Source organism: Burkholderia theae (assembly GCF_048565265.1).
Classification (GTDB): domain Bacteria; phylum Pseudomonadota; class Gammaproteobacteria; order Burkholderiales; family Burkholderiaceae; genus Burkholderia; species Burkholderia theae.
In genome coordinates, this window is record NZ_CP183462.1 from 1,090,212 (window position 1) to 1,111,487 (window position 21,276).

At 68.1% G+C, this 21,276-nt stretch carries 17 protein-coding genes and 2 pseudogenes; 13 read left to right on the plus strand and 6 right to left on the minus strand.

Going from position 1 to position 21,276, the window contains the following annotated elements:
- Positions 1-70 precede the first annotated feature (70 nt).
- The 3 genes from ACN22W_RS22345 to ACN22W_RS22355 are packed head-to-tail and all read right to left on the minus strand — an operon-like array spanning position 71 to position 4,889.
- Positions 71-1,330: a c-type cytochrome gene (locus ACN22W_RS22345; RefSeq protein WP_419689444.1), complete on the minus strand. Its 1,260-nt coding sequence runs from the start codon at positions 1,328-1,330 to the stop codon at positions 71-73.
- Positions 1,327-2,013, minus strand: a complete 687-nt coding sequence (locus tag ACN22W_RS22350; RefSeq protein WP_419689445.1) for a (2Fe-2S)-binding protein — start codon at positions 2,011-2,013, stop codon at positions 1,327-1,329. The genes ACN22W_RS22345 and ACN22W_RS22350 overlap by 4 nt, the downstream gene beginning before the upstream one ends.
- The gene (locus tag ACN22W_RS22355) at positions 2,010-4,889 is read right to left on the minus strand and encodes a xanthine dehydrogenase family protein molybdopterin-binding subunit (protein ID WP_412024517.1); all 2,880 of its coding nucleotides are present in this window, start codon (positions 4,887-4,889) and stop codon (positions 2,010-2,012) included. Before ACN22W_RS22355 ends, ACN22W_RS22350 begins: the two co-directional genes overlap by 4 nt.
- 490 nt (positions 4,890-5,379) lie before the next feature.
- On the opposite strand from ACN22W_RS22355, the gene ACN22W_RS22360 reads away from it, so the two are divergent.
- From ACN22W_RS22360 to ACN22W_RS22410, 11 genes are all read left to right on the plus strand, one after another.
- Positions 5,380-6,930 carry a diguanylate cyclase domain-containing protein gene (locus ACN22W_RS22360; RefSeq protein WP_419689446.1) on the plus strand — a complete coding sequence of 517 codons (1,551 nt, stop codon included), beginning with the start codon at positions 5,380-5,382 and terminating at the stop codon, positions 6,928-6,930.
- Positions 6,931-7,188: 258 nt separating this feature from the next.
- Positions 7,189-7,464 carry a hypothetical protein gene (locus ACN22W_RS22365; RefSeq protein WP_419689447.1) on the plus strand — a complete coding sequence of 92 codons (276 nt, stop codon included), beginning with the start codon at positions 7,189-7,191 and terminating at the stop codon, positions 7,462-7,464.
- A 255-nt stretch (positions 7,465-7,719) separates the two neighbouring features.
- A complete protein-coding gene (locus tag ACN22W_RS22370; RefSeq protein ID WP_343494548.1) occupies positions 7,720-8,754 on the plus strand; it encodes a succinylglutamate desuccinylase/aspartoacylase family protein in 1,035 nt (344 codons plus the stop codon).
- Between the two features lie 108 nt (positions 8,755-8,862).
- A complete protein-coding gene (locus tag ACN22W_RS22375) occupies positions 8,863-9,159 on the plus strand; it encodes a type II toxin-antitoxin system MqsR family toxin (RefSeq protein WP_048247685.1) in 297 nt (98 codons plus the stop codon).
- Positions 9,160-9,161: 2 nt separating this feature from the next.
- Positions 9,162-9,563, plus strand: a complete 402-nt coding sequence (locus ACN22W_RS22380) for a type II toxin-antitoxin system MqsA family antitoxin (RefSeq protein WP_193102115.1) — start codon at positions 9,162-9,164, stop codon at positions 9,561-9,563.
- Positions 9,564-9,878: 315 nt separating this feature from the next.
- The gene (locus tag ACN22W_RS22385; RefSeq protein ID WP_419689448.1) at positions 9,879-10,439 is read left to right on the plus strand and encodes a GNAT family N-acetyltransferase; all 561 of its coding nucleotides are present in this window, start codon (positions 9,879-9,881) and stop codon (positions 10,437-10,439) included.
- Between the two features lie 70 nt (positions 10,440-10,509).
- Positions 10,510-11,451, plus strand: coding sequence for an ABC transporter substrate-binding protein (locus ACN22W_RS22390; protein ID WP_419689449.1), 942 nt, complete (start codon positions 10,510-10,512; stop codon positions 11,449-11,451).
- Between the two features lie 53 nt (positions 11,452-11,504).
- Positions 11,505-12,554 carry an LLM class flavin-dependent oxidoreductase gene (locus tag ACN22W_RS22395; protein ID WP_419689450.1) on the plus strand — a complete coding sequence of 350 codons (1,050 nt, stop codon included), beginning with the start codon at positions 11,505-11,507 and terminating at the stop codon, positions 12,552-12,554.
- Between the two features lie 7 nt (positions 12,555-12,561).
- The gene (locus ACN22W_RS22400) at positions 12,562-13,914 is read left to right on the plus strand and encodes an LLM class flavin-dependent oxidoreductase (protein ID WP_193100481.1); all 1,353 of its coding nucleotides are present in this window, start codon (positions 12,562-12,564) and stop codon (positions 13,912-13,914) included.
- 56 nt (positions 13,915-13,970) lie between these two features.
- A complete protein-coding gene (locus tag ACN22W_RS22405) occupies positions 13,971-15,752 on the plus strand; it encodes an amino acid ABC transporter permease/ATP-binding protein (RefSeq protein ID WP_419689451.1) in 1,782 nt (593 codons plus the stop codon).
- A 43-nt stretch (positions 15,753-15,795) separates the two neighbouring features.
- Positions 15,796-16,728 carry an ABC transporter substrate-binding protein gene (locus ACN22W_RS22410; RefSeq protein WP_419689452.1) on the plus strand — a complete coding sequence of 311 codons (933 nt, stop codon included), beginning with the start codon at positions 15,796-15,798 and terminating at the stop codon, positions 16,726-16,728.
- A 108-nt stretch (positions 16,729-16,836) separates the two neighbouring features.
- Here ACN22W_RS22410 and ACN22W_RS22415 read toward each other — a convergent pair.
- From ACN22W_RS22415 to ACN22W_RS22425, 3 genes and pseudogenes are all read right to left on the minus strand, one after another.
- Positions 16,837-17,649: pseudogene (locus ACN22W_RS22415) on the minus strand (LLM class flavin-dependent oxidoreductase); the annotation flags it as partial.
- A 288-nt stretch (positions 17,650-17,937) separates the two neighbouring features.
- Positions 17,938-18,196, minus strand: a pseudogene (locus tag ACN22W_RS22420) (LLM class flavin-dependent oxidoreductase); the annotation flags it as partial.
- Between the two features lie 73 nt (positions 18,197-18,269).
- Positions 18,270-19,235 carry an ABC transporter substrate-binding protein gene (locus tag ACN22W_RS22425; RefSeq protein ID WP_419689453.1) on the minus strand — a complete coding sequence of 322 codons (966 nt, stop codon included), beginning with the start codon at positions 19,233-19,235 and terminating at the stop codon, positions 18,270-18,272.
- Between the two features lie 300 nt (positions 19,236-19,535).
- On the opposite strand from ACN22W_RS22425, the gene ACN22W_RS22430 reads away from it, so the two are divergent.
- Entirely contained in the window at positions 19,536-20,453 is a 918-nt protein-coding gene (locus ACN22W_RS22430) for a serine aminopeptidase domain-containing protein (RefSeq protein ID WP_419689454.1), read from the plus strand.
- The gene (locus tag ACN22W_RS22435) at positions 20,450-20,881 is read left to right on the plus strand and encodes a MarR family winged helix-turn-helix transcriptional regulator (RefSeq protein WP_343494539.1); all 432 of its coding nucleotides are present in this window, start codon (positions 20,450-20,452) and stop codon (positions 20,879-20,881) included. The genes ACN22W_RS22430 and ACN22W_RS22435 overlap by 4 nt, the downstream gene beginning before the upstream one ends.
- The last annotated feature ends 395 nt before the right edge of the window (positions 20,882-21,276 follow it).

Genomic DNA, 21,276 nt, shown 5'->3' on the forward strand with positions numbered 1-21,276 from the left:
GGGCGACGCATCGCGCGCGAGCGCCGGAAACCGGCCGCATCGCGCGCGACGCCCCGCCCTGCGGCACGACTTAACGCATGGCCTTCACGTCGGCCGGCGTGACGCTCGCGGGCTGGCCGCCCCACGTCGCGCGCAGGTAGTTCGCAAGCTGCGCGAGTTCGTCGTCGCTCAGCGTGTGCGCGAAACCCGGCATCGGCTGCAGGTTTTCGAGGCCGGCAAACTTCTGCTCGTCGATACCGTCGAGCATCGCGACCAGCAGGTTGCGCGGGTCGCCCTGGCGCACCGTCGAATTGCCGTTCATCGGCACCGCGACGTGCGGCTTGCCTTCGCCGTTGAAGCCGTGACAACCCGCGCAGACCGCCAGATACACCGAGCGGCCGGCCGCGAGTTGCGCGGCGTCGGCCGACACCGGCTTCACCGGTTGCGGCGCGGGTGGCGTGTCGCCGAGCAGGTACACGGACAACGCGCGCAGGTCGTCCTTCGTCATGAATTGCGTGCTCAGGTGCACGACCGGATACATCTCGCCGAACGCCGAGCCTTGCGGCGCGATGCCGACGCCGAAGAACGTCTGCAGGTCGGTGCCCGTCCAGCCGCGTGCGGCGAGGCCGGCCGGCGTGATGTCCGGCGCGGCCACGCGGCCGAGCGCGGCGCCCGCGAGCGGCTTCGCACTGTCGAGCTGGCCCGTGAACGTGCGCGGCGTATGGCATTCCGCGCAGTGGCCGAGCGCGTTCGCCAGATAACGACCGCGCTGCCAGTCGGCGGATTGCCCGGCCGACGCGTCCGGCAGGCTGTCCTTTAGGAACACCATGTCCCAGAAAAACATCCCGAAGCGCATGTTGTACGGGAACTTCAGGTCGTGCGCGCGGTTTTCCTGCGCGACCGGCTTGACCGTCATCAGGTACGCGTACATCGCGTCGGTGTCGGCGCGCGTGAGCTGTCGATACGACGTGTACGGCATCGACGGATACAGGCGCTTACCGGGCGCCTTGCCGTCGTGCAGCGCGGCGTAGAAATCGTCCGCGCTCCAGTTGCCGATCCCGTGATCCTTGTCGGGCGTGATGTTCGAACCGTAGAACGTGCCGTACGGCGAATCGAGCTTCGCGCCGCCGGCGAACGGTGCGCCGTCCTTCGCGGTGTGGCACGCCGCGCAGTCGGCGGCCTTGACGAGATAACGGCCGCGCGCAACCTGGTCGGCACCGGGTGCGCCGGACGCCGCGTTCGACGCAGGCGCGTCATGGCCGCCGCAGGCGGCGAGCAGCAGCGCGCAGGCCGCCGCAAGCACGGGCAGGCCCGCGGCCCGCGCGACACGATAGGCGAATGTGCGTTTCATGCGGCGTCCTTCACGAGTCCCGGCGTCGTCAGCACCACGTCCTTCACGGCTTCGTAGTAGCGGACATAGCCCGTGCAGCGGCAGATGTGCGCGTCGAGCGCCTCGGTGATCGTGCGTTCGACGTCGGCCTTCGCGACCGGCTCGCGCTTCAGGCGCTCGATCAATACGGTCGCCGCGTTGACGAAGCCCGGCGTGCAGTAGCCGCACTGGAAGCTGAAGTGCTCGAGGAACTTCTGCTGGATCGGCGACAGTTCGACCACCTCGCCCGCGTCGTTGCGCTTCGCGTGGCCTTCGATCGTGCGGATCGAACGCCCGTGGAAGAAGTGCGCGCCGGTAATGCAGGTGCGCATTTCCTCGCTCGTGCCGTCCGGCTTGTCGACGATCACGACGCAGGCGTGGCAGATGCCCTGCCCGCAGCCGAGCCGCGAACCGGTGAGGCCTGCGTACTCGTGCAGGAACTCGATCATCATCAGCCCTTCGGGCACCTGCATCGGGCCGACGGACTTGCCGTTGATATTGATCGACAGCGGCTTCTGCTGGAACCGGACGAGCGGACGCTCGACGGCTGCCGGCGCAGCGCCCGGGGCGGATGCCGGTGCGGCCGAAGCCGCCGCCGGTGCGGAAGCGCCGGTCGCAGCCGCGCTGGCGCTCGCGGCCGAAGCCGCGGTTTGGGCGGTCGTCATGCGAGCACCTCCTGAATCTTTTGCGGGGTCACCGGCAGGTCGGTGAAACGATGGCCGATCGCGTGCGCGATGCCGTTCACGATCGCACCGACGACGGGGATCATCACCACTTCGGCGACACCCTTCGGCGGATCGGTCTCGGACAGCGGCGGCAGGATGTCGCCCGTCTGCGACCACACGGCGACGTCGGACGCGCGCGGCAGCTGGTAGCGGTTGAAGTTCCACGTGCCGTTGCCCGGGCCGTCCTCATAGAGCGGCAGGTATTCATGCAGCGCATGGCCGATGCCCATCGCGAGGCCGCCCTGCAACTGGCCCGACACGAGCTGCGGCGAGATCTGGTTGCCGCACTCCATGATCGAGTGGTGCGTGATCAGCTCGACCTTGCCGGTCGCTTCGTGCACGGCCAGCTCGACGAGCGTGCCGACGGCCGTGTAGTACGTGACGGCCGCGTTGTTGCGGCTCGTCGGCGGGATGAACACGCGCTTGCGGTCCAGCACGCGATAGCCGTTCGCGGTCGGCGCGAGCGTGCCGCGCATCGTCGTCGCGCCGGCCGGCGCGGCGGTGCCCGGCACCGGGCCGTTGTCGTCGCCCGTCTTCGGCGCGCCGACGCGCAGCGACAGCCCGTCGATCGGCAGGCGATCGACCATGCCGCCCACTTCGAACTCGGCGTCGGTCCATTGCCAGCGGTTGAACACGTGCACGACGGCGCCGGTCGGCAGGCCGAGCGCATGCGCCTGCTTCGCGAGCTGTTCGAACGTCAGCGGTTCGAGGCCGTCGGCGGTCAGCTTGCCGTCGACCCAGCGCGCGTCCTCGATGCGGATCGTGTACGGCGCGGCCTGGCCGCCGCCGAGGCCGCGCGTCCAGATCGACATCGCGGCCGGCCACAGCCCGTAGCGGAACACCGCGCGCGCGGCTTCGCGCGTGCTGTGCGTGAAGTAGTACGCCGAGTTGGTCGCGCTCGACGGCGACGCATAGTTCGGCGACCAGCGCGGGTTCGCGCTCAGCCGATCCTGGTCGGCCTGCGACATGAGGTACGGATCGCCGCTCGTCTCGACCGGCAGGTCGGGCCACTCGGTGACGGCGACGCGCACGTCCGTCGCCGGACGGCCGAGCCATTTCGCGACCGCGACGGCCTGCGACGTCGACATCCCGGTGCCGATCTCGGCAGCCGTGTGCTGCAGCGACACCTTGCCGTGCTCGTCGAACTCGACCTTCGCGAACGATGCTTCCGCGCCCGTGCCGAAATCCTTCTGCACGCAGGCGAAACCGACGCCGTAGCGCTTGCCCGGGTTCGCGGCCTCGAATTCGGCCTTGCGCGCGACGCGGTGCGTCCACAGCGGATGCTGCTTCGCGCGCTCCAGCACTTCGTCGACGCGCAACGCGCCGGCGGGAATCGCGCCCTGCGTGTTCTTCATCCCCGAGCGCAGCGCGTTGCGCAGGCGGAAATCGATCGGATCGATGTTCAGTTGCGCGGCGATCTCGTCGACCGCCATCTCGGTCGCGGCCATGCTCTGCAGCGTGCCGTAGCCGCGTGCGGAACCGGCGTCGATCGCGCGTGACGCGATCGCGACCGCGGCCAGGTCGCTCTTCGGGAAGTAGTAGATCGACTGCGCGGCCGTCGCGCCGACCATCGCGACCGACGGCGAGAAGTTCATGCGCCCGCCGCCGTTCGCCTCGAAGTCGCCCTTGAACGACTGCAGCAGGCCCGTGTTGCGGTCGACCGCGATCCGGTAGTGCATCTTGAACGCGTGACGCTTCAGCGACGTCTGGAACTGCTCGTAGCGGTCGTTCGCGAAACGCACCGGGCGGCCGTCCGCGTACAGCGCGCAGACGAGGCCGTAGAACGGCACGTTGAAGTGATCCTTGGAACCGTAGCCGACCGTGTAGCACGGATGCACGAACAGCTTCTTCACCGGGAAGCGGCATTTCGCGACCATCGCGGCCGCGTTCTCCGACACTTCGAGCGGCGACTGGGTCGGCACGACGAGGTGCAGCGACTGCGTCGCGGCGTCGTACCAGCAGTTCGCGTTGTCGGGTTCGAGCGCGGCCGTATCGATCGACTGCGTGTTGTACTCGCGGTCGAACACGAGCCAGTCGGCTGACGGATGATCGAGCTCGCTGGCGATCTGCCCCGCGAGGAACATGCCCTGCTCGTCGAGCTTGCCGTGCTCCTTGCCGTCCGGCCACACCGGCAGGTGCTTGCGCATCATGCTCGGGAAGATCGGCGCGTCCTTCAGGCTCGAATAGACGTCGTCGTCGTAGGCCGTCTTGCCGCCCACGCGCACGTAGCGGAACGTGCCCCACGGATCGCGCTCGAGCGGGCCCGTGACCGCGCCGTAGCGGATCACGTCGTCGCGGAACTTGAGCGTGTTCTTCGCGAAACGGAAGCGTGCGAAGTCGTGATAGATGAGGATCGCGACCGCATGGCCGAGATACGCGGGCGTCTTGCCGGCCGGCAACAGCATGTCGTCGCCGTAGAACGCCGGGAACGCAACACCGTCGCGCGCGAGATCGTCGGCCGTGACCACGCGGTCCGGTTTCAGGTCGTCGCCGAGCAGCGACAGGTCGAAGCCTTCGTACGTGCGATCGGCCTGCGTGGCGCGCAGGATCAGCGCATGCGACTGCTGCTGCGGCCAGTGCGGCATGTCGGCCGCGCGCACGTCGCGGGCGAACACTTTCGAGCCCGTGACCTTCGCGATGCCGTCGATGCGGAATTGGGGGATGCCGGTGACGCTATCCCATTTGACCGGGGTGAGGAGTTTTTCTTCGAAGAGCGCCGCGAATGCGCGGCTGCCCAGGGGCGCGACATACACTGCGACGCCCGCCAGCACGCTGGCTTTCAGAAAACCCCGCCGTGACAGGCCGTGGTTTTTCATTGGGGGGAACCTCCTGATGCGGCTCGGACGGCGATAGGGTGTCGCGGCGTTCGGAGCGGCGCGCATTCTGGCATTGTTTTTGATATATCGCCTATAGTATTTCTCGCATGAAATACTTATTGAATTTCTTATAACGGGATTCAGCCGGGCTGCGGCGGCCGGTCGCGGCGCGCAACGCGTCGACGATTTGCGCGCGTTTGCGTACCGACGCGCACGCACGCCGCCCATGGCGGCCAGTCTCCGGTCGGCCGCCGCACATCGTCTCGCTCGCAACGATGCTGCCTCCGTGCCGTCGAATGCGCAAGACCTTCGCAGGCGTGGTTTACGACTAGCGGCCGGGGCCCGCCGGCGCGTCCGGTGCCGGTGCCCGGACGCGCCGCGACGTGCATGTTTCATGGTAATGTCGCGCGTATCCGGCTTGGCCGGCGCTTCCGCCACGTGCCGTGCGGGCATCGCCAGCCATCGCTACATCGTGTCGAGGTCAAAAACCATGGCAGTCAGGGCATCCATCCTGAACTCCGTTCTCGCCACTCCCGCCTCCGGCAACCACCGTGTCACGGCCGCGCTGCGCCCGTCGATGCTGATCACGCTGTTCGAGGATATTCGCCCGATGGCGATGTCCGGGCTCGCAAGCGGCTTCGTCGCGACCGTCGCGCTGATCCGGCTGCAGCAGCTCTGGTGCCTCGCGTGGCTGATCCTCGACGTCGGCCTGCTCGTCGCCCGGATCGCGATCGCGCATGCCTACACGGTGCGCCGCGACGCCGGCGATGATCGCGCCGAATACTGGGCGATGCACTATGCGCCCGTGTCGCTCGCGGCGTGCTTCGTACTCGGCCTCGGCGTGATGGGCTGCCTGCAAGCGACCGACATCGAACTCGGCACGCTGTCGGTATTGGTCGCGGGCGGCGTATTCGGCGGCATCGCGTCGCGCAATTCGGCGTTACCGCGGCTCGCGATGACGCAGGTCACGCTCGGCGTGGTGCCGATCGGCGTCGGCGCGCTGCTGGCCCACCGGCCGGGCGCGTGGCTGTTGCTGCCGCCGCTTGCAATTTATCTCGCGGCCATGCGCACGGTCGTCCAGCGCCACTACCGCGTGCTCGTCGCGCTGATCGCCGCACGCCAGCGCAACGCCGAACTCGTCGCGCGCTTCGACGCCGCCCTCACCTATATGCCGCACGGCCTGTGCATGATCGACGGCGACAGCCGCGTGATCGTCGCGAACCGGCGCACCGCGCAGCTGTTCGGCTCGCCGCGCGAGATCATGCTCGATACGCCGCTGCCCGACGTCATCGCCGCGCTCGGCGCGAACGCCAGATCCGATCCCGGCGGCACCGGTCTCGCCGCGCAGTGCGACGTCTGGCTGACCCGCGACGAACCCGAGCCGTTCGACATCGTGCTCACCGACGGCCGCCAGCTCGAACTGACGCGACATCGTGTGCCGGACGGCAACGCAGTGATCATCGTCGAAGACGTCACCACGCGCCGCCAGACCGAGCAGCACATCCGGCATCTCGCGCGGCACGACGCGCTGACGGGTCTGCCGAACCGCCACGAACTGCATACCCGGCTCAAGCGGATGCTCGCGCACCGCCCGCGCATGCCCGGCCCCGCGCTCGCCGTCATGTATCTCGACCTCGACGGCTTCAAGGCGATCAACGACTGCTTCGGGCATCAGGCCGGCGACGAAGTGCTGACGCAGGTCGCCGAGCGGCTCGGCAAGACGCTGCCGCCCGGCGAGCTGGCGGCACGCATCGGCGGCGACGAATTCGTCGTCGCGATCGACGACACGACGATGCACGCGTGTTCGCTCCTCGCCGCGCGGATCATCCGGGAGATCTCGGCACCCTATACGCTGTCGATCGACAAGACCGTCAGCCTCGGGATCAGCATCGGCATCGCACTCGACGACGGGCACGGCACCCCCGACGAGCTGATCCGTCAGGCCGACAGCGCGCTGTACGACGCGAAGTCGGCCGGCAAGGGCATCTACTGCTTCTATTCGAACGGCAGTCGCCGCGTGGAACCCGTCACCGCGAACTGACCCGGCGACGCACGCGGCCCGTTCGCCCCCGTGTCCGTTACCGGACACCTCCTCCCGACGATTCAATTCCGAAACCCTTTGCGTATTCGCACGTCACGCGGCGCGCTCGCGTGTCACGTGACGTGTTCCGTAACATCGTCGGTTTCGACGCGTCACGTTGGCCGCAGAAGCCGGCACGATCGATGCAGGGCAAGGCTTTTCATGGCTGGCACTCTTATTGCTCCCTGTCAGGGAAACAGGTTGTCAGGGAGACCCAACATGAATACCGTCGAAGTCCTCAGCCGCAGCGAAACCATCGACGAACTGGATGTGATCGACGGCGCCTCGCTGATCCGGCGGCTCGTCTCCGAGCGCCGCGTGCCGGCCGCCCGCGAAGCCGCGTGCGTCGACAATCCGCCGCTGACGCTGTACGGCGCGTTTCGCCAGGGCGTCGCCGATTACGGCACACGGCGCGCGAATCCGTATCGCGCCGGCAGCCGTTTCTGGGCATTGTGGGAAGAAGGACGTCTCGAAGCTGAAACATCGGGCCGGTAAGCCGGCCGCATGCGCCGGCCCTGTCGCGGCAAGGGATCGGCGCGAAACCGTACACAGGAATGCAGCCGGCCGACGCGCCGGCATGCGTTCACCGATGCAACATCGCGCACGGTCGCGCGTATCGAAACAACGGCTCGCCCATGCGCATCCGCGCGCATGCCGGTCGACGGCGTTCAGCGTTGCGTGCCCCCGGTGCGGTGCGCGGCGGTCGTTTCCCGATAAGATGGCAGATTCCGTTCATCGCACGATGCCGCCATGACCGTCTCTTCCTCACAGCGAAACCCCATCCACTGCGAAATCGATCTCGACGCGCAAGGCAAGCACGCGGGCTACCTGCGGCTGCCGCATTCCGTGCACCGCTCGGCGTACGGCTGGCTGCCGATCCCGATCGCGTCGATCCGCAACGGCGACGGGCCGGTCGCGCTCGTGATGGCCGGCAACCACGGCGACGAATACGAAGGCCAGATCATCGTGTCGCAGCTGATGCGCGAGATCGAGCCCGAGATGGTCAGCGGGCAGTTGATCCTGCTGCCGATGGCAAATTTCCCGGCGGCGGATGCAGGGCTGCGCGTGTCGCCGCTCGACGAGGGCAACCTGAACCGCAGCTTCCCCGGCGACCCGACCGGCACGCCGACGCAGATGATCGCCCACTACATCGAGCATGCGCTGCTGTCGCGCGCGCAGTATCTCGTCGACCTGCACTCGGGCGGCAGCTCGCTGCTCTACCACGGCGGCAACATGCTCGCGATCGATCCGCTCGACGCGGACGAAGCCGCGAAGCTCAACGGGCTGCTGGTCGCATTCGGGTTGCAGAATGCGTTGCTGCACGCGCCGAATCCCGTGCATTCGGCATCGGCCGCGCGCCGGCAGGGCGCGATCTCGATCGTGACCGAACTCGGCGGCGCGGGCATGGCCGATCCGTCGCTGATCCGGCTCGGCCGCCACGGGCTGCTGCACTACCTCGGCTATATCGGCCTGCTGCACGGCGCGCTCGTGCCCGACGCGCCGCCGACCGTCACCCGCTTCATGCGCGTCGACGGCGACCGCCATTTCGTCTATGCGTACGAGCGCGGGCTGTACGAGCCGCTCGTCGAACTCGGCGACCAAGTGAAGGCCGGGCAGCCGGCCGCATGGGTGCATTTCCCCGATACGCCGTTGCGCGAACCGGTGCTGCACCGGTTCAAGGGCGACGGCGAAGTGGTGTGCAAGCGCGTGCCCGCGCAAGTGCGGCGCGGCGATTGCCTGTTCCAGCTCGCGGAGTTGTCGGCGGCGCCGAGCATAGGCCAATAGGCCAGTTCCGGATTCATCCCTTTTCCATGCAGTCTGTCGTTCGTGACGGACGGCACGCGTGCGTCATTAACCAACTTGACAAATTAACTTACTTGGTTATGATCACCAATGGAAAAGAGAAGGCCTCATTGCAAGCTGCCCCTCGTCAAGGCGCTGGTCGAATCCGGCAAGGTCCGGTTGACCACGAGTGCGGTATTCGGCGCCCGGCAACTGGGTTTCACGGAAAGGGAGGCGCTCGATGTCGTGATGTCGCTGACCGACCTCGACTTCCACAAGAGCATGACGACGTACGCCGACCACACGATCTGGCAGGACGTCTACCGGCCGTTGACGGTGCGTGGCGACGTGTACCTGAAACTGACGGTGATCGACGATGTGCTGATCGTGTCTTTCAAGGAGAGATGATGATGAAGTGCCCCGCATGTGGTGCCGCCAGGCTGGTCCGCGACACGCGAGACATCCCCTATACCTACAAAGGCCGGTCGACTGTCGTCCACGATATCACCGGCGATTTTTGCCCGGCCTGCGGGGAATCGATACTGGATCTCGACGAGGCGACCCGTCTCGGCGAGGCGATCGCCGAGTTCAACAAGCAGGTGAACGCAACCATCGTCGACCCGAAGTACATCGCGAAGGTGCGCAAGAAGCTGAGGCTGGATCAGCGCGAGGCGGCCGAGCTCTTCGGCGGTGGCGTCAACGCGTTCTCCCGTTACGAGACAGGCAAGACGAATCCGCCGCTTGCCCTCGTGAAATTGCTGAAGATCCTGGATCGTCACCCCGATCTACTCGCCGAAGTTCGAGCGGCATAGGCGCTCGCATGTCGGCATCGCGCATGCGTCGAGCACGGGCTCCGACGCATGCGAACGCGGCCCGTCATCCCCACCCCACTCCCGCTGCAAGCCTTCTGACGCTTCCCGCGAAATCCTTATCGAAATTGCTTCGTTCGCCTTTGCCGGCCGCGCCGCTAACGTGTTCGAAACGGCGGCGGCCCGCCCCGTGCATCGCAGGATGCGCACCGGCTGCCGTCATCACGACAACCGCGTCGCGATAACGGAACAGACCGGACGGGCCGCGTGCCCGAGCCCCGCCAGGAACGTCCGCATCGCGCGCCCTTCGCGATGCCCATGGCCACGACCGACCGCATCATCGATACGACGCCGCTCGACGTCCGCGCGCAACCGCTGATCGACGCGCTGATCGACGAATATTCGACCCGTTACAACGCGTATCGCCCCGACAGCCGCGCATCCGCGCGCGACGAGCTCGCACGCTACCCGGCCGAACTGTTCGCGCCGCCCGAAGGGGCGTTCGTGCTGCTGCTGCGCGACGGCGAAACCATCGGCGGCGGCGCGTTCAAGCGCTTCGACGCGCAGACCGCCGAACTCAAACGCATCTGGACCCGCACGGACCTGCGCCGTCAGGGCCTCGCGCGACGCATCGTCGATGCGCTCGAACTGCGCGCCGTACAGCAGGGCTACCGCCGCCTCTACCTGACCACCGGATTTCGCCAGCCCGAAGCGTGGGCGCTGTACGACCGCACCGGCTATACGCGGCTGTTCGATTCGTCGATCGACCCCGAAGCGTATTTCCACCTGCGGTTCGGCAAGGATCTCGCCGATCCGTCGCGCACGTCGACGCTCGCCGACCTGTGGGCGCCCGTGCCTGAACCGGTATTGCAGCGCTGACGGCGCAACCAACGGCCCCGTTTCCTCCGACTCCGATCTCCGCTTCCGCTTTCCACGACAGGACGTTTTCATGCAACGAGCCGTACCGCTTTCTTCCCGTGCCGTGCGCACGCTGGCCGCCGCGCTGATCGGCCTGACCGCATTCGCCGCGGCCGCCGCGACCTTCGACCTGAGCCCCGAGCAGCGCGGCCGCCCGCGCGGCACGGCCGATGCGGCGGTCGAACGCGCGGTGCCCACGTCGTTCAAGTTCGCCGAGCCCGGCACGCTGACGATCGGCATCGCGCCGAGCCTGCCGCCGATCAGCTCGTATGCGACCGACGCGCGCACGGTGATCGGCTTCGATGCGGACGTCGGCCAGCTCGTGTCCGACAGTCTCGGCCGCAAGCTGAAGATCGTCGCGCTCGCGTGGGCCGACTGGCCGCTCGCGCTCGAATCGGGGAAAGTCGACGCGGTGATCTCGAACGTCACCGTCACCGAGGAGCGCAAGCAGAAATTCGATTTCTCGACCTACCGCAAGGACCAGGTCGGCTTCTACGTGCGCAACGACAGCAAGATCCAGGCGATCCGCGAGCCGAAGGATGTCGCGGGGCTGCGCATCGTGACCGACGCCGGCACCAACCAGGAAAAGATCCTGCTCGCATGGGACCGCGAGAACGTCGCGCACGGGTTGAAGCCCGTGCAGATCCAGTACTACGACGACCAGGCAATGCGCATCGTCGCCGTGCAGTCGGGCCGCGCCGATGCCGTGTTCAGCGTGAACTCGGTGCTCGCGTATCAAAGCGCGCAGCAAGGCAAGACACGGCTCGTCGGCGCGATCAGCGGCGGCTGGCCGCGCACCGCCGATATCGCGATCGCGACGCGCCGCGGCAGCGGGCTCGCCGATCCGCTGACCGTCGCGCTGAACGGGCTGATCAGGAACGGCCGCTACCAGCAGGTGCTCGACCGCTGGAACCTCGCGTCCGAAGCGCTCGATCAGTCGCGCACAAATCCGCCGGGGCTGCCGAAGAGCTGAGCGCCGCGCGCGCCCACCGTCCATTCACGCCACACGCAGGAACGCCGCTCATCATGTCTTATTCGCTTTCGTTGCTGGACAAGAGTCCGATCGCCGACGGCGCGAACGCCGCCGACGCGCTGCGCTTCACCACGACGCTCGCGCAACGTGCCGAACAGCTCGGCTACGAGCGCTTCTGGGTCGCCGAGCATCACGGCACGCCGGGCTTCGCGAGCTCGGCGCCGGAGATCGTCGTCGCGCACCTGCTCGCGCACACGTCGCGCATTCGCGTCGGCTCGGGCGGCGTGATGCTGCAGCACTACAGCCCGTTCAAGGTCGCCGAGTCGTTCAAGCTGCTGGCCGCGCTCGCGCCGGGCCGCGTCGATCTCGGCATCGGCAAGGCGCCCGGCGGGCTGCCGCTGACCACGCGCGCGCTGCAGTGGTTCCACGACAAGGCGCGCAAGCCCGACTTCGCGGGCCAGCTCGCGGAGCTCGACGCGTTTCTCGGCTGGGGCGTCGCCGAAGACCATCCGCTCGCCGGCGCGGTCGCGATGCCGGTGCCGCCGCAGCCGCCCGAACGCATCCTGCTCGGCGGTTCGCCGGACAGCGGCACGCTCGCCGCGCGCAAAGGCTGGCGCTTCTGCTACGCGGGGCATTTCAACGGCGACGACGCGAATCTCGAACGCTCGCTCGACGCGTACCGCAGCGCGGGCGGCACGCGGCCGCTGGTCGCGCTGTACGCGGTCGCCGCGCCGACGCGCGACGAGGCCGAGCAACTGATCGGGCCGCTGAAGATCTTCAAGCTGCAATTCGCGGGCGGCCAGAGCTTCAATCTCGGCAGCGCGCAGGCAGCCGCCGAATTCGCGCGGCAAAGCGGCGCGTCCGACTACCGGATCGACGAACTGCGCCCGACGGTGCTGGCCGATACGCCCGAGCGCGTGCACCGCGCGCTCGACGCGCTGAGCCGGCGGCTCGACGTCGATGCGTTCGTGATCGATTCGCCGGTGACCGACTACGCGGCGCGGCTCGCGTCGGTCGAATGGCTCGGCGGCGCGCTGTCGGCCACGCCGTTGCATGCGGCCCTCGCGGATGACCGCTCCCTTTCCCCTGACCAGAACGCGTGACGCTCCCATGACGACCCGACGATCGATCCCCTTCGGCCTGATGCTGCAAGGCGCAGGCAGCCACATGAACGCATGGCGGCACCCGAGCAACCCGCCGGACGCGAGCATCAACCTCGACTTCGCGATCGGCATCGCGCGCAAGGCGGAAGCCGCCGGCATCACGTTCGCGTTCGTCGCGGACGGCCTCTACATCAACGAGAAATCGATTCCGCACTTCCTGAACCGCTTCGAGCCGTTGACCGTGCTGTCGGCGCTCGCGGTCGCGACGAAGAAGATCGGGCTTGCGGGCACGATCTCGACGTCGTACAGCGAGCCGTTCACGGTCGCGCGCCAGCTCGCGTCGCTCGACGCGATCAGCGGCGGGCGCGCGGGCTGGAACGTCGTGACGACGCCGCTCGAAGGCACCGCGAAGAATTTCGGCAAGGCGCATCCCGATCACGAACTGCGCTACGAGATCGCCGACGAATACCTCGACGTCGTGCAGGGCCTGTGGGACAGCTGGGACGACGACGCATTCGTGCGCGACCGTGCGACCGGCCGCTTCTTCGATCGCGACAAGCTGCACACGCTCGATCACCACGGCCGCTTCTTCCAGGTCGCGGGCCCGCTCAACATCCAGCGCTCGCCGCAAGGGCAGCCGGTGATCTTCCAGGCCGGCTCGTCCGACACCGGCATCGGGCTCGCGGGCAAGTACGCCGATGCGGTGTTCACGCACTCGCCGTCGCTCGACGAAACGGCCGCGTTCACGCGGCGCGTGAAGCAGAGCGCGATCGAGCACGGGCGGCAAGCCGGCGACGTGAAGATCTTCCCCGGCGTCGGGCCGATCGTCGGCCGCACGGCCGCCGAGGCGGAAGATAAATACCAGGCGATCCGCAACCTGCTGACGATCGACGAAGCACTCGCGTATCTCGGCCGCTATTTCGATCACCACGATTTCACGCAATACGCGCTCGACGCGCCGTTCCCCGAACTCGGCGAGCTCGGCCGCAACAGCTTCCGCTCGACCACCGACCGGATCAAGGCCGACGCGAAACAGAAAGGCCTCTCGCTGCGCGAGACGGCGCTCGCGGTCGCGACGCCGCGCCCGAACTTCATCGGCACGGCCGAGCATGTGGCCGACGAGCTGATCCGCTGGCACGACGCGGGCGCCGGCGACGGCTTCATCCTCGGCTTTCCGGTACAGGCGCAGGGCGTCGACGATTTCGTCGAGCTCGTGATTCCGGTGCTCGAGGCGCGCGGCCGCTACAGCCGCGACCTGCCCGGCGCCACGCTGCGCGACCACCTCGGCCTGCCGCGCAAGGCGAGCCGCCACGCGGCGCCCGGCGCCTCGCAGGAACCGGCGGCCGAAGCGCACGCCTGACGCCACCGCGCCGCCCGTGCGCGGCGCGCCCGACCGACTCGAGGACTTCCCACGACATGAGCGACACGACCCACCTCGGCGGCGCGCTGCCGCCGCTCTCTTCCCCCGGCACGCGCGACGCCGGCACGCGTTTCCGGATCGTGCCCGCGCGCCACCGGGCGCGCACGGCCGGCACCGTGCTTGCCGTCGTGCTGATCGCGATCACGCTGCATTCGATCCTCGGCAATCCGCAATGGGGCTGGCCGGTGTTCGCCGAATGGTTCCTGTCACCGCCGGTGTTGTCGGGACTCGCGCGCACGCTGGTGCTGACGCTGCTCGGCGCGGTATTCGGCTTCGTGCTCGGCGCATTCGTCGCACTGGCCCGGCTGTCGCGTTCGCGGCTGCTGTCCGCGAGCGCGTGGACCTTCGTCTGGCTGTTCCGCTCGATTCCGCTGATCGTGCTGCTGCTGATCCTCAACAACCTCGGCTACCTGTACGAGCACGTGCGGCTCGGCGTGCCGTTCACCGACATCGTGTGGTTCGAAGCACCGACGACCGACCTGATCAGCCCGTTCCTCGCGGCCGTGCTCGGCCTCACGCTGAACCACGCGGCGTTTTCCGCGGAGGTAATCCGCGGCGGCATTCTCGCGGTCGACCAGGGGCAGCTCGAAGCGGCCGCCGCGCTCGGGCTGCCGCGCGGCCGCCAGACCGCGCGGATCGTGCTGCCGCAGGCGATGCGCGCGATCCTGCCGACCGCGTTCAACGATCTGATCACGCTCGCGAAAGGCACGTCGATGGTGTACGTGCTCGCGATGCCGGAACTGTTCTACACGGTGCAGGTGATCTATCGCCGCAATCTCGAAGTGATTCCGTTGCTGATGGTCGCGACCGTCTGGTACCTGATCATCCTGACCGTGCTGTCGGCGATCCAGGTGCAGGTCGAGCGGCACTATGCTCGCGGCGCGCTGCGCAATCCGCCACCGTCGGTGCTCACGTTCGCGCTGGCGCGCATCGGTGTGCTGTGGCGGCGTGCAACGGCGCGCAACGCGGCATCGATCGTGCAGCCCGAAAGTGAACTCGCCGCCGCCGCGCCCCGAACGGGCGGCGAAGTGGCCGTGCATGGCGTATCGAAGCAGTTCGGCATGCAGCGCGTGCTCGACAGCGTGTCGTTCGTCGCGCCGCGCGGCAGCGTGACCGTGATCGTCGGGCCGTCCGGCTCGGGCAAGTCGACGCTGCTGCGCACGATCAATCATCTCGAACGCGTCGACGACGGCTTCATCGACATCGACGGCGAACTGATCGGCTACCGGCGTGACGGCGACGTGCTCTACGAGCTGAAGGAGCGCGACGTGCTGACGCGGCGCACGGCCGTCGGGATGGTGTTCCAGAACTTCAACCTGTTCCCGCACCTGACGGTGCTCGAGAACCTGATCGAGGCGCCGGTCGCGGTCGCCGGCGTGACGCGCGACGCCGCCGAGCGCACCGCCCGCACGCTGCTCGCGCGCGTCGGCCTCGCGGACAAGGTCGATGCGTACCCGCGCCAGCTGTCCGGCGGCCAGCAGCAGCGCGTCGCGATCGCGCGGGCGCTCGCGCTGCGTCCGAAGGTCTTGCTGTTCGACGAGCCGACGTCGGCGCTCGATCCCGAACTCGTCAACGAGGTGCTCGACGTGATCAAGGAACTCGCGCGCTCGGGCACGACGCTCGTGATCGTCACGCACGAGATCGGCTTCGCGCGCGAAGTCGCGGACAACGTGCTGTTCATGGAGCGCGGGCGCATCGTCGAGGCCGGGCCGCCGGCCGTCGTGCTCGACGCGCCGGCGCATCCGCGCACACGCGCATTCCTGTCGCGGGTGCTGTGATGCGCGCCGTCCACGACCTGCGAGACCTGCGAGGCGCGCCACGATGATCGACCGACGCCAATTCATGACCGCCGCGCTGGTGGCGGCATCCGGCTTGCCATGGCGCGCGGCGCACGCGGCCGCCGCGACGGCGGACCTCGACCCGCGCCAGGCCGGCCGCCTCCGAGCGGAACGCGACGACGCCGCGATCCGCGCGGCGACCGGCTACCGCTGGGTGCGCGACGGCGCGTTCACGGTCGCGATTTCGCCGCACGCGCCGCCCGTGTCGACCTACGCGACCGACGCGCGCACCGTGGTCGGCGCCGATCCCGACTATGCGCAACTCGTCGCCGATGCGCTCGGCCGCACGCTCGCGCTGGTGCCGATCGCGTGGGCCGACTGGCCGCTCGGGCTGACGTCCGGCAAATACGACGCGGTGATCTCGAACGTCGGCGTGACCGAGAAGCGCAAGGAGAAATACGATTTCACGACCTACCGGATCGGGCTGCACGGCTTCTATGTCCGCACCGGCAGCCCGATCGCGAAGATCGCCGAGCCGAAGGACATCGCGGGCTTGCGGATCATTACCGGTGCCGGCACGAGTCAGGAGCGCATCCTGCTCGAATGGAGCCGGCGCAACGTCGCGCAGGGGCTGAAGCCGACCGAGCTGCTCTATTTCGACGACGATGCGACCGCGCGTGTCGCGCTGCTGTCGGGCCGCGCCGATGCCGAGCTGAACCCGAACGCGTCGCTCGCGTACGAGGCCGCGCGCAGCGGCAAGATTCGCCGCGTCGGCGTCGTCAATGCAGGCTGGCCGAACAATGCCGATGTCGCGATCGCGACGCGTCGCGGCAGCGGGCTCGCGCCCGCGTTGACGCTTGCGACGAATGCGCTGATTGGCAGCGGCCGCTACGGGCAGGCGCTCGCGCGCTGGGGCCTGCAGAGCGAAGCGATCGCGCGCGCGGAGACCAATCCGCCGGGGTTGCCGTCGTTCTGAACGGAATGCCGGAACGACAACGACGCACGCAATGAAATCGCCCCGGCATTCCTCAATGGGAATGCCGGGGCGAATCGAAGACCGGTGCGCCGCCTGACCGGGCCTCGCTTACGCCGTCACCGCCGCGCGATACCGGTCGAGCTCCGCGACATGCGCATGAATCGCCGGAATCAGGTCGCGCCCGTAGTCCAGCGCATCGTCGAGCGGATCGAACCCGCGAATCAGGAACGTCGACACGCCGAGCCGGTAATACGCACCGAGCGCACGCGCGACCTGTTCGGGCGTGCCGACGAGCGCGGTCGAATTCCAGCGCGCGCCGGTCAGGTTCGCGACACCCATCCACAGCCGCTCGTCCAGCACGTCGCCCTGCGCGGCGGCCGCCATCAGCCGCTGCGAGCCCGCATTCTGCGGCGCATGGCCGGCAATCGGCTGGCCGTTCGCGAGCCGTGCCGCGCGCACGCGCTCGCGGAGCGCCTCGGCCTTCTCCCAGGCGGCGGCCTCGGTGTCCGCGACGATCGGCCGGAACGACACGCTGATGCGCGGCGCGCGCCCGAACGGTGCGGCGGCGGCCTGCACGCGCGCGATCTGCTCGCGCACCAACGCAAGTGGCTCGCCCCACGTCATGTAGACATCCGCATGCTGGCCCGCGACCGCGAGCGCAGCCGGCGACGAGCCGCCGAAATAGATCGGCACGTGCGGCCGCTGTGCGCCCTTTACGAGCGGCGACGCGCCGCGCAGCCGGTAGAACTCGCCGTCGTGGTCGACCGGCGCGTCGGCCAGCCAGATCCGTTTCAGCACGTCGAGATATTCGCCGGTGCGGCGGTAGCGCGCATCGTGCGCCACGAAATCGCCGTCGCGCTGCAGATCCGTGTCGTCGCCGCCCGACACGACATTCAGTGCGAGGCGGCCGCCGCTGAACACAAGGGCCTGTTCCCGCTAATAACGGGCTTGCGCTGGCCGCCAGAAGGGCCGAGCGCAAGGACTGCGACGAAGCGAATACTCAACGTATTCGCGAGGAGCATGACGCCGCGATCGGCCCTTCTGGCGGCCAGCCCCACGAATGATTTTTTCCAAACAGGGGAACGTGCCTTGCCGGCCGTATTGCGGCGTCGATCGTTGCTTGTTTGGCGCGGCCAAACGGCGCTCCTCACTCCTTGCACTACGACCGGCAAGGCACGTTCGCAAGCCCGTTATTAGCGGGAACAGGCCCTTGCGTCGCAATCTGCCGTGCGGCGGCCGACGGCACGATCACGCCGGGCCGGTGCGCGAGCAGGATGCGGATGCGTTCGGTCGCCGCGGCCGCGAACGAGGCGACGATGAAGCCGTCCGCCGCGTTGCTGAAATGGCCGACCAGGATCTGGTCGAAGCCCGCGGCCTCGTGCGCTTGCGCGAAGCGGCGCACGTAATCGGGCTGGACGGCCGCGCCGCCCGGTACGTCGACATCCGCGCCGGGCGTCGCGGTGATCATGCCGATGATGTCGACTGGCATGTCGGAATGTCCTTCTGGTTCTCGATCGGAAATCGTGGAGGGGGCGGCACGATCACTGCGCGGCGACCGTCTTTTGCGCGGGCGCCACGAATGCGCCTGCATACGAGCGGTCGAGCAGCTTCGACGTGTCGTACGCGGCCGGAATCACGCCGGCCTTGTGCAAAAAGTCGGCCGTGTTCTGCGCGTCCTTCGCGGCCGCGTCGTCGACGGGGCCCACGCGCTGCTTCGCGTTATTGAGCCAGCGGTACGCGACGTCGGGCTCGAGCTTCGCGCGTTTCGCCCACAGGTCCGCGTACTCGCGCGGATGGTTGTCGACCCACTGGCGCGCGACGACGACGCGCCGCAGGAAATCGGCGATCTCCGCGCGCTTGCCCGACGCGGCCTGCTCGTTCGCGGCGACGAAGCTCAGCGCGGGCATCAGCCCTTGCGCGGTCGTCACCGGCCGTGCGCCCTGCCGCAACGCGAACGTGCTGACGAACGGCTCCCACAGCGACACGGCGTCGACCGAGCCGTTCGCGAGCGCGTTGGTCGCGTCGATCGGCATCAGGTATGCGTACTTGACGGAATCCGCACGCAGGCCCGCGTGTTCGAGCGCGCGCAGCACGAGCTGCTGGCTCCATGCGCCGCGCCACACGGCGATGGTCTTGCCTTGAAGGTCGGCCACGGTACGCACCGGCGAATTTTTCGGCACGAGGATCGCGACGCCGTCGAGGCTCTGCCGCGACACCGCGACGACCTTGACCGGCGCGCCGCGCGCAGCCAGCGTCAGCAGCGCCGAATCGCCGAGGAAGCCGACGTCGATCGCGTTGCCGTTCAGGCTCTCGGCGACGGGCGCGGCGGCCTGGAAGTGCTTCCATTCGATCGTGTAAGGCAGGTCCTTCAGCACGCCGGACGCCTCCATCGACGCCTGGATGTTGAAGTAGTTCTGTTCACCGACGCGCAGCGTGACGGTGTCTTTCGCGATGCCCGGCTGCGCGGCAAGCGCCAGCACGAGCGCCGTGACGATTCGGCTCAGCAACGTGATCTCCCGGAGGGTTGGCAGGCTGCCGCACGGCGGCGGCGCCTCGTTGTCCGCGTTGCGCAGCGGCCGGCGCAGCGGATGGAACCGGTGAAGATACGTCGGCCCGCTTCATGAGACAAACGCAATATTCTGCTATGGAAAGATGCAAATATTTTATGAAGCGAGTGCGATCGCCGGATGCCGGGTGCCAACCTCCGGCCCCGTCGTTCGAATGATTCCTCGATAGATATTTCGTGCGCGAAATAAATCCCGGAATATATTTCGCATACGAAATAACTACCCGGAACGAGGACGGCCATGACCTCCCAACCCATCGAGTTTTCCGCCGTCGACGGTTATCTGCTGCGCGGCACGCTGTGGACACCGGATGCCGAACCGCGCGCGCTGGTGCTGATCCATCCGGCGACGGCCGTGCCGGAGCGGCTGTATGCCGGATTCGCACGCTTTCTGACCGAGCGCGGCTTCGCTGCGCTGACCTACAACTACCGTGGTATCGACACGTCGCGGCCCGCGCGACTGAACGCGCTGCAGGCGAGCATGCGCGACTGGATCGAACTCGACGTAGGCGCCGCAACCGCATGGGCACGGCAGACGCACGCCGGGCTGCCGCTGCTGGCGGTCGGCCACAGCGTCGGCGGGCATGCGATCGGGCTGTCCGCCGGCACGACGCACCTGCGCGCGGCCGTGCTCGTCGCCGCGCATGCGGGCAGCACGCGCCTGATCAAGCAAGCGACCGAGCGCCTGAAAGTGCGGCTGATCCTGCGCGTGCTCGGCCCGCTGATGTCCGCGCTGCTCGGCTACGTGCCCGGCAAGCGGCTCGGGCTCGGCGAGGATTTGCCGGCCGGCGTGTTCCGCGAATGGAGCCGCTGGACCGCGCTGCCGCGCTATTTCTTCGACGATCCGACGCTCGGCGCGGCCGAGCGCTTCGCGAAACAGCAGTTGCCGATCCTCGCGCTCGGCTTCGACGACGATCCGTGGGCGAACCCGACCGCGATCGACCTGCTGGTAAGCTATCTGACCCGCGCGGCAGTCGAACGTCGTCAGATCGATCCACGCGCGGCGGGCAGCGGCCCGGTCGGGCACATGGGCTTCTTCCGCAGCCGGCCCGGCGCCGTGCTGTGGCCCGACGTGGCCGACTGGCTCGCGCAGGCGCTCGACACGCCACGCGGCGCGGGCCGCCCCTCCCTCTCCATTGCAGCCGGGAACCCAGCTTGAGCGAAGACCGACGACTGTTTTTCCTGTTGAACATCGGCCAGCGGCGCGTGCAGCGCTGGATCGACCGCAAGGCCGAGACCGATACGCGCGCGAGTGCCGCGCAGGCCGGCGTGCTGTTCTGTCTCGCGAAGCAGGACGGCGCGCTGATCGGCGAAGTCGGCGCCACGCTGCAGCTCGCGCCGTCCGCGATGACCGGGCTCGCCGACCGAATGGCGAAAGCCGGCCTGCTCGCGCGCCACGCCGATTCGGACGACGGCCGCGCGACGCGCCTGTACCTGACCGACGACGGCCATGCGGCGCTCAAGCGTGCGCGCGTGCTGCTGCGCGAACTGAACGGCAAGCTGGGCGACGGGTTTTCCGACGCGGAACTCGATGTCGTCGCGCGCTGGCTGCACGCGTTGCAGGAGCGGTTTCCGGCGGAACGCTGAGCAGCGCACGTCGAGCGGAAACGATAGCAATTCATCTTTCCGTTTCGATTTCGCGTGCTCGCCACGGCAAATTTTGCCCGCGCGTTTGCTCTCGTTCGGCAACGCTTTCCGGCTACGTGCTGTTACAAAAAATTGCCTGCCTCGCCGCATCCGGATCAACTACATTGCAATCCACTTCTACGCATTCTTCGCCTGCCCGAACCGGCCTCCCCGCAGGGCGGCATCAACGACACATCCGTCACAAGCAATAAAAACGAATAGGAGTCTTGACCGAAGTGCTGGCGGTATCCAGCGCACGCGGATCGCGATGGCTGAAGCGGCATCCTGAACGACACGTCCCGGCGGCATGCATCGTGCGCGTCGCCGCGACACCCCGACCCGGGCGGCCCGTGCCG

Bases quoted from the DNA above. Each gene is read 5' to 3' on its own strand.
- ACN22W_RS22345 (WP_419689444.1), bottom strand. From the start codon at position 1,330: ATGAAACGCACATTCGCCTATCGTGTCGCGCGGGCCGCGGGCCTGCCC.
- ACN22W_RS22350 (WP_419689445.1), bottom strand. From the start codon at position 2,013: ATGACGACCGCCCAAACCGCGGCTTCGGCCGCGAGCGCCAGCGCGGCT.
- ACN22W_RS22355 (WP_412024517.1), bottom strand. From the start codon at position 4,889: ATGAAAAACCACGGCCTGTCACGGCGGGGTTTTCTGAAAGCCAGCGTG.
- ACN22W_RS22360 (WP_419689446.1), top strand. From the start codon at position 5,380: ATGGCAGTCAGGGCATCCATCCTGAACTCCGTTCTCGCCACTCCCGCC.
- ACN22W_RS22365 (WP_419689447.1), top strand. From the start codon at position 7,189: ATGAATACCGTCGAAGTCCTCAGCCGCAGCGAAACCATCGACGAACTG.
- ACN22W_RS22370 (WP_343494548.1), top strand. From the start codon at position 7,720: ATGACCGTCTCTTCCTCACAGCGAAACCCCATCCACTGCGAAATCGAT.
- ACN22W_RS22375 (WP_048247685.1), top strand. From the start codon at position 8,863: ATGGAAAAGAGAAGGCCTCATTGCAAGCTGCCCCTCGTCAAGGCGCTG.
- ACN22W_RS22380 (WP_193102115.1), top strand. From the start codon at position 9,162: ATGAAGTGCCCCGCATGTGGTGCCGCCAGGCTGGTCCGCGACACGCGA.
- ACN22W_RS22385 (WP_419689448.1), top strand. From the start codon at position 9,879: ATGGCCACGACCGACCGCATCATCGATACGACGCCGCTCGACGTCCGC.
- ACN22W_RS22390 (WP_419689449.1), top strand. From the start codon at position 10,510: ATGCAACGAGCCGTACCGCTTTCTTCCCGTGCCGTGCGCACGCTGGCC.
- ACN22W_RS22395 (WP_419689450.1), top strand. From the start codon at position 11,505: ATGTCTTATTCGCTTTCGTTGCTGGACAAGAGTCCGATCGCCGACGGC.
- ACN22W_RS22400 (WP_193100481.1), top strand. From the start codon at position 12,562: ATGACGACCCGACGATCGATCCCCTTCGGCCTGATGCTGCAAGGCGCA.
- ACN22W_RS22405 (WP_419689451.1), top strand. From the start codon at position 13,971: ATGAGCGACACGACCCACCTCGGCGGCGCGCTGCCGCCGCTCTCTTCC.
- ACN22W_RS22410 (WP_419689452.1), top strand. From the start codon at position 15,796: ATGATCGACCGACGCCAATTCATGACCGCCGCGCTGGTGGCGGCATCC.
- ACN22W_RS22430 (WP_419689454.1), top strand. From the start codon at position 19,536: ATGACCTCCCAACCCATCGAGTTTTCCGCCGTCGACGGTTATCTGCTG.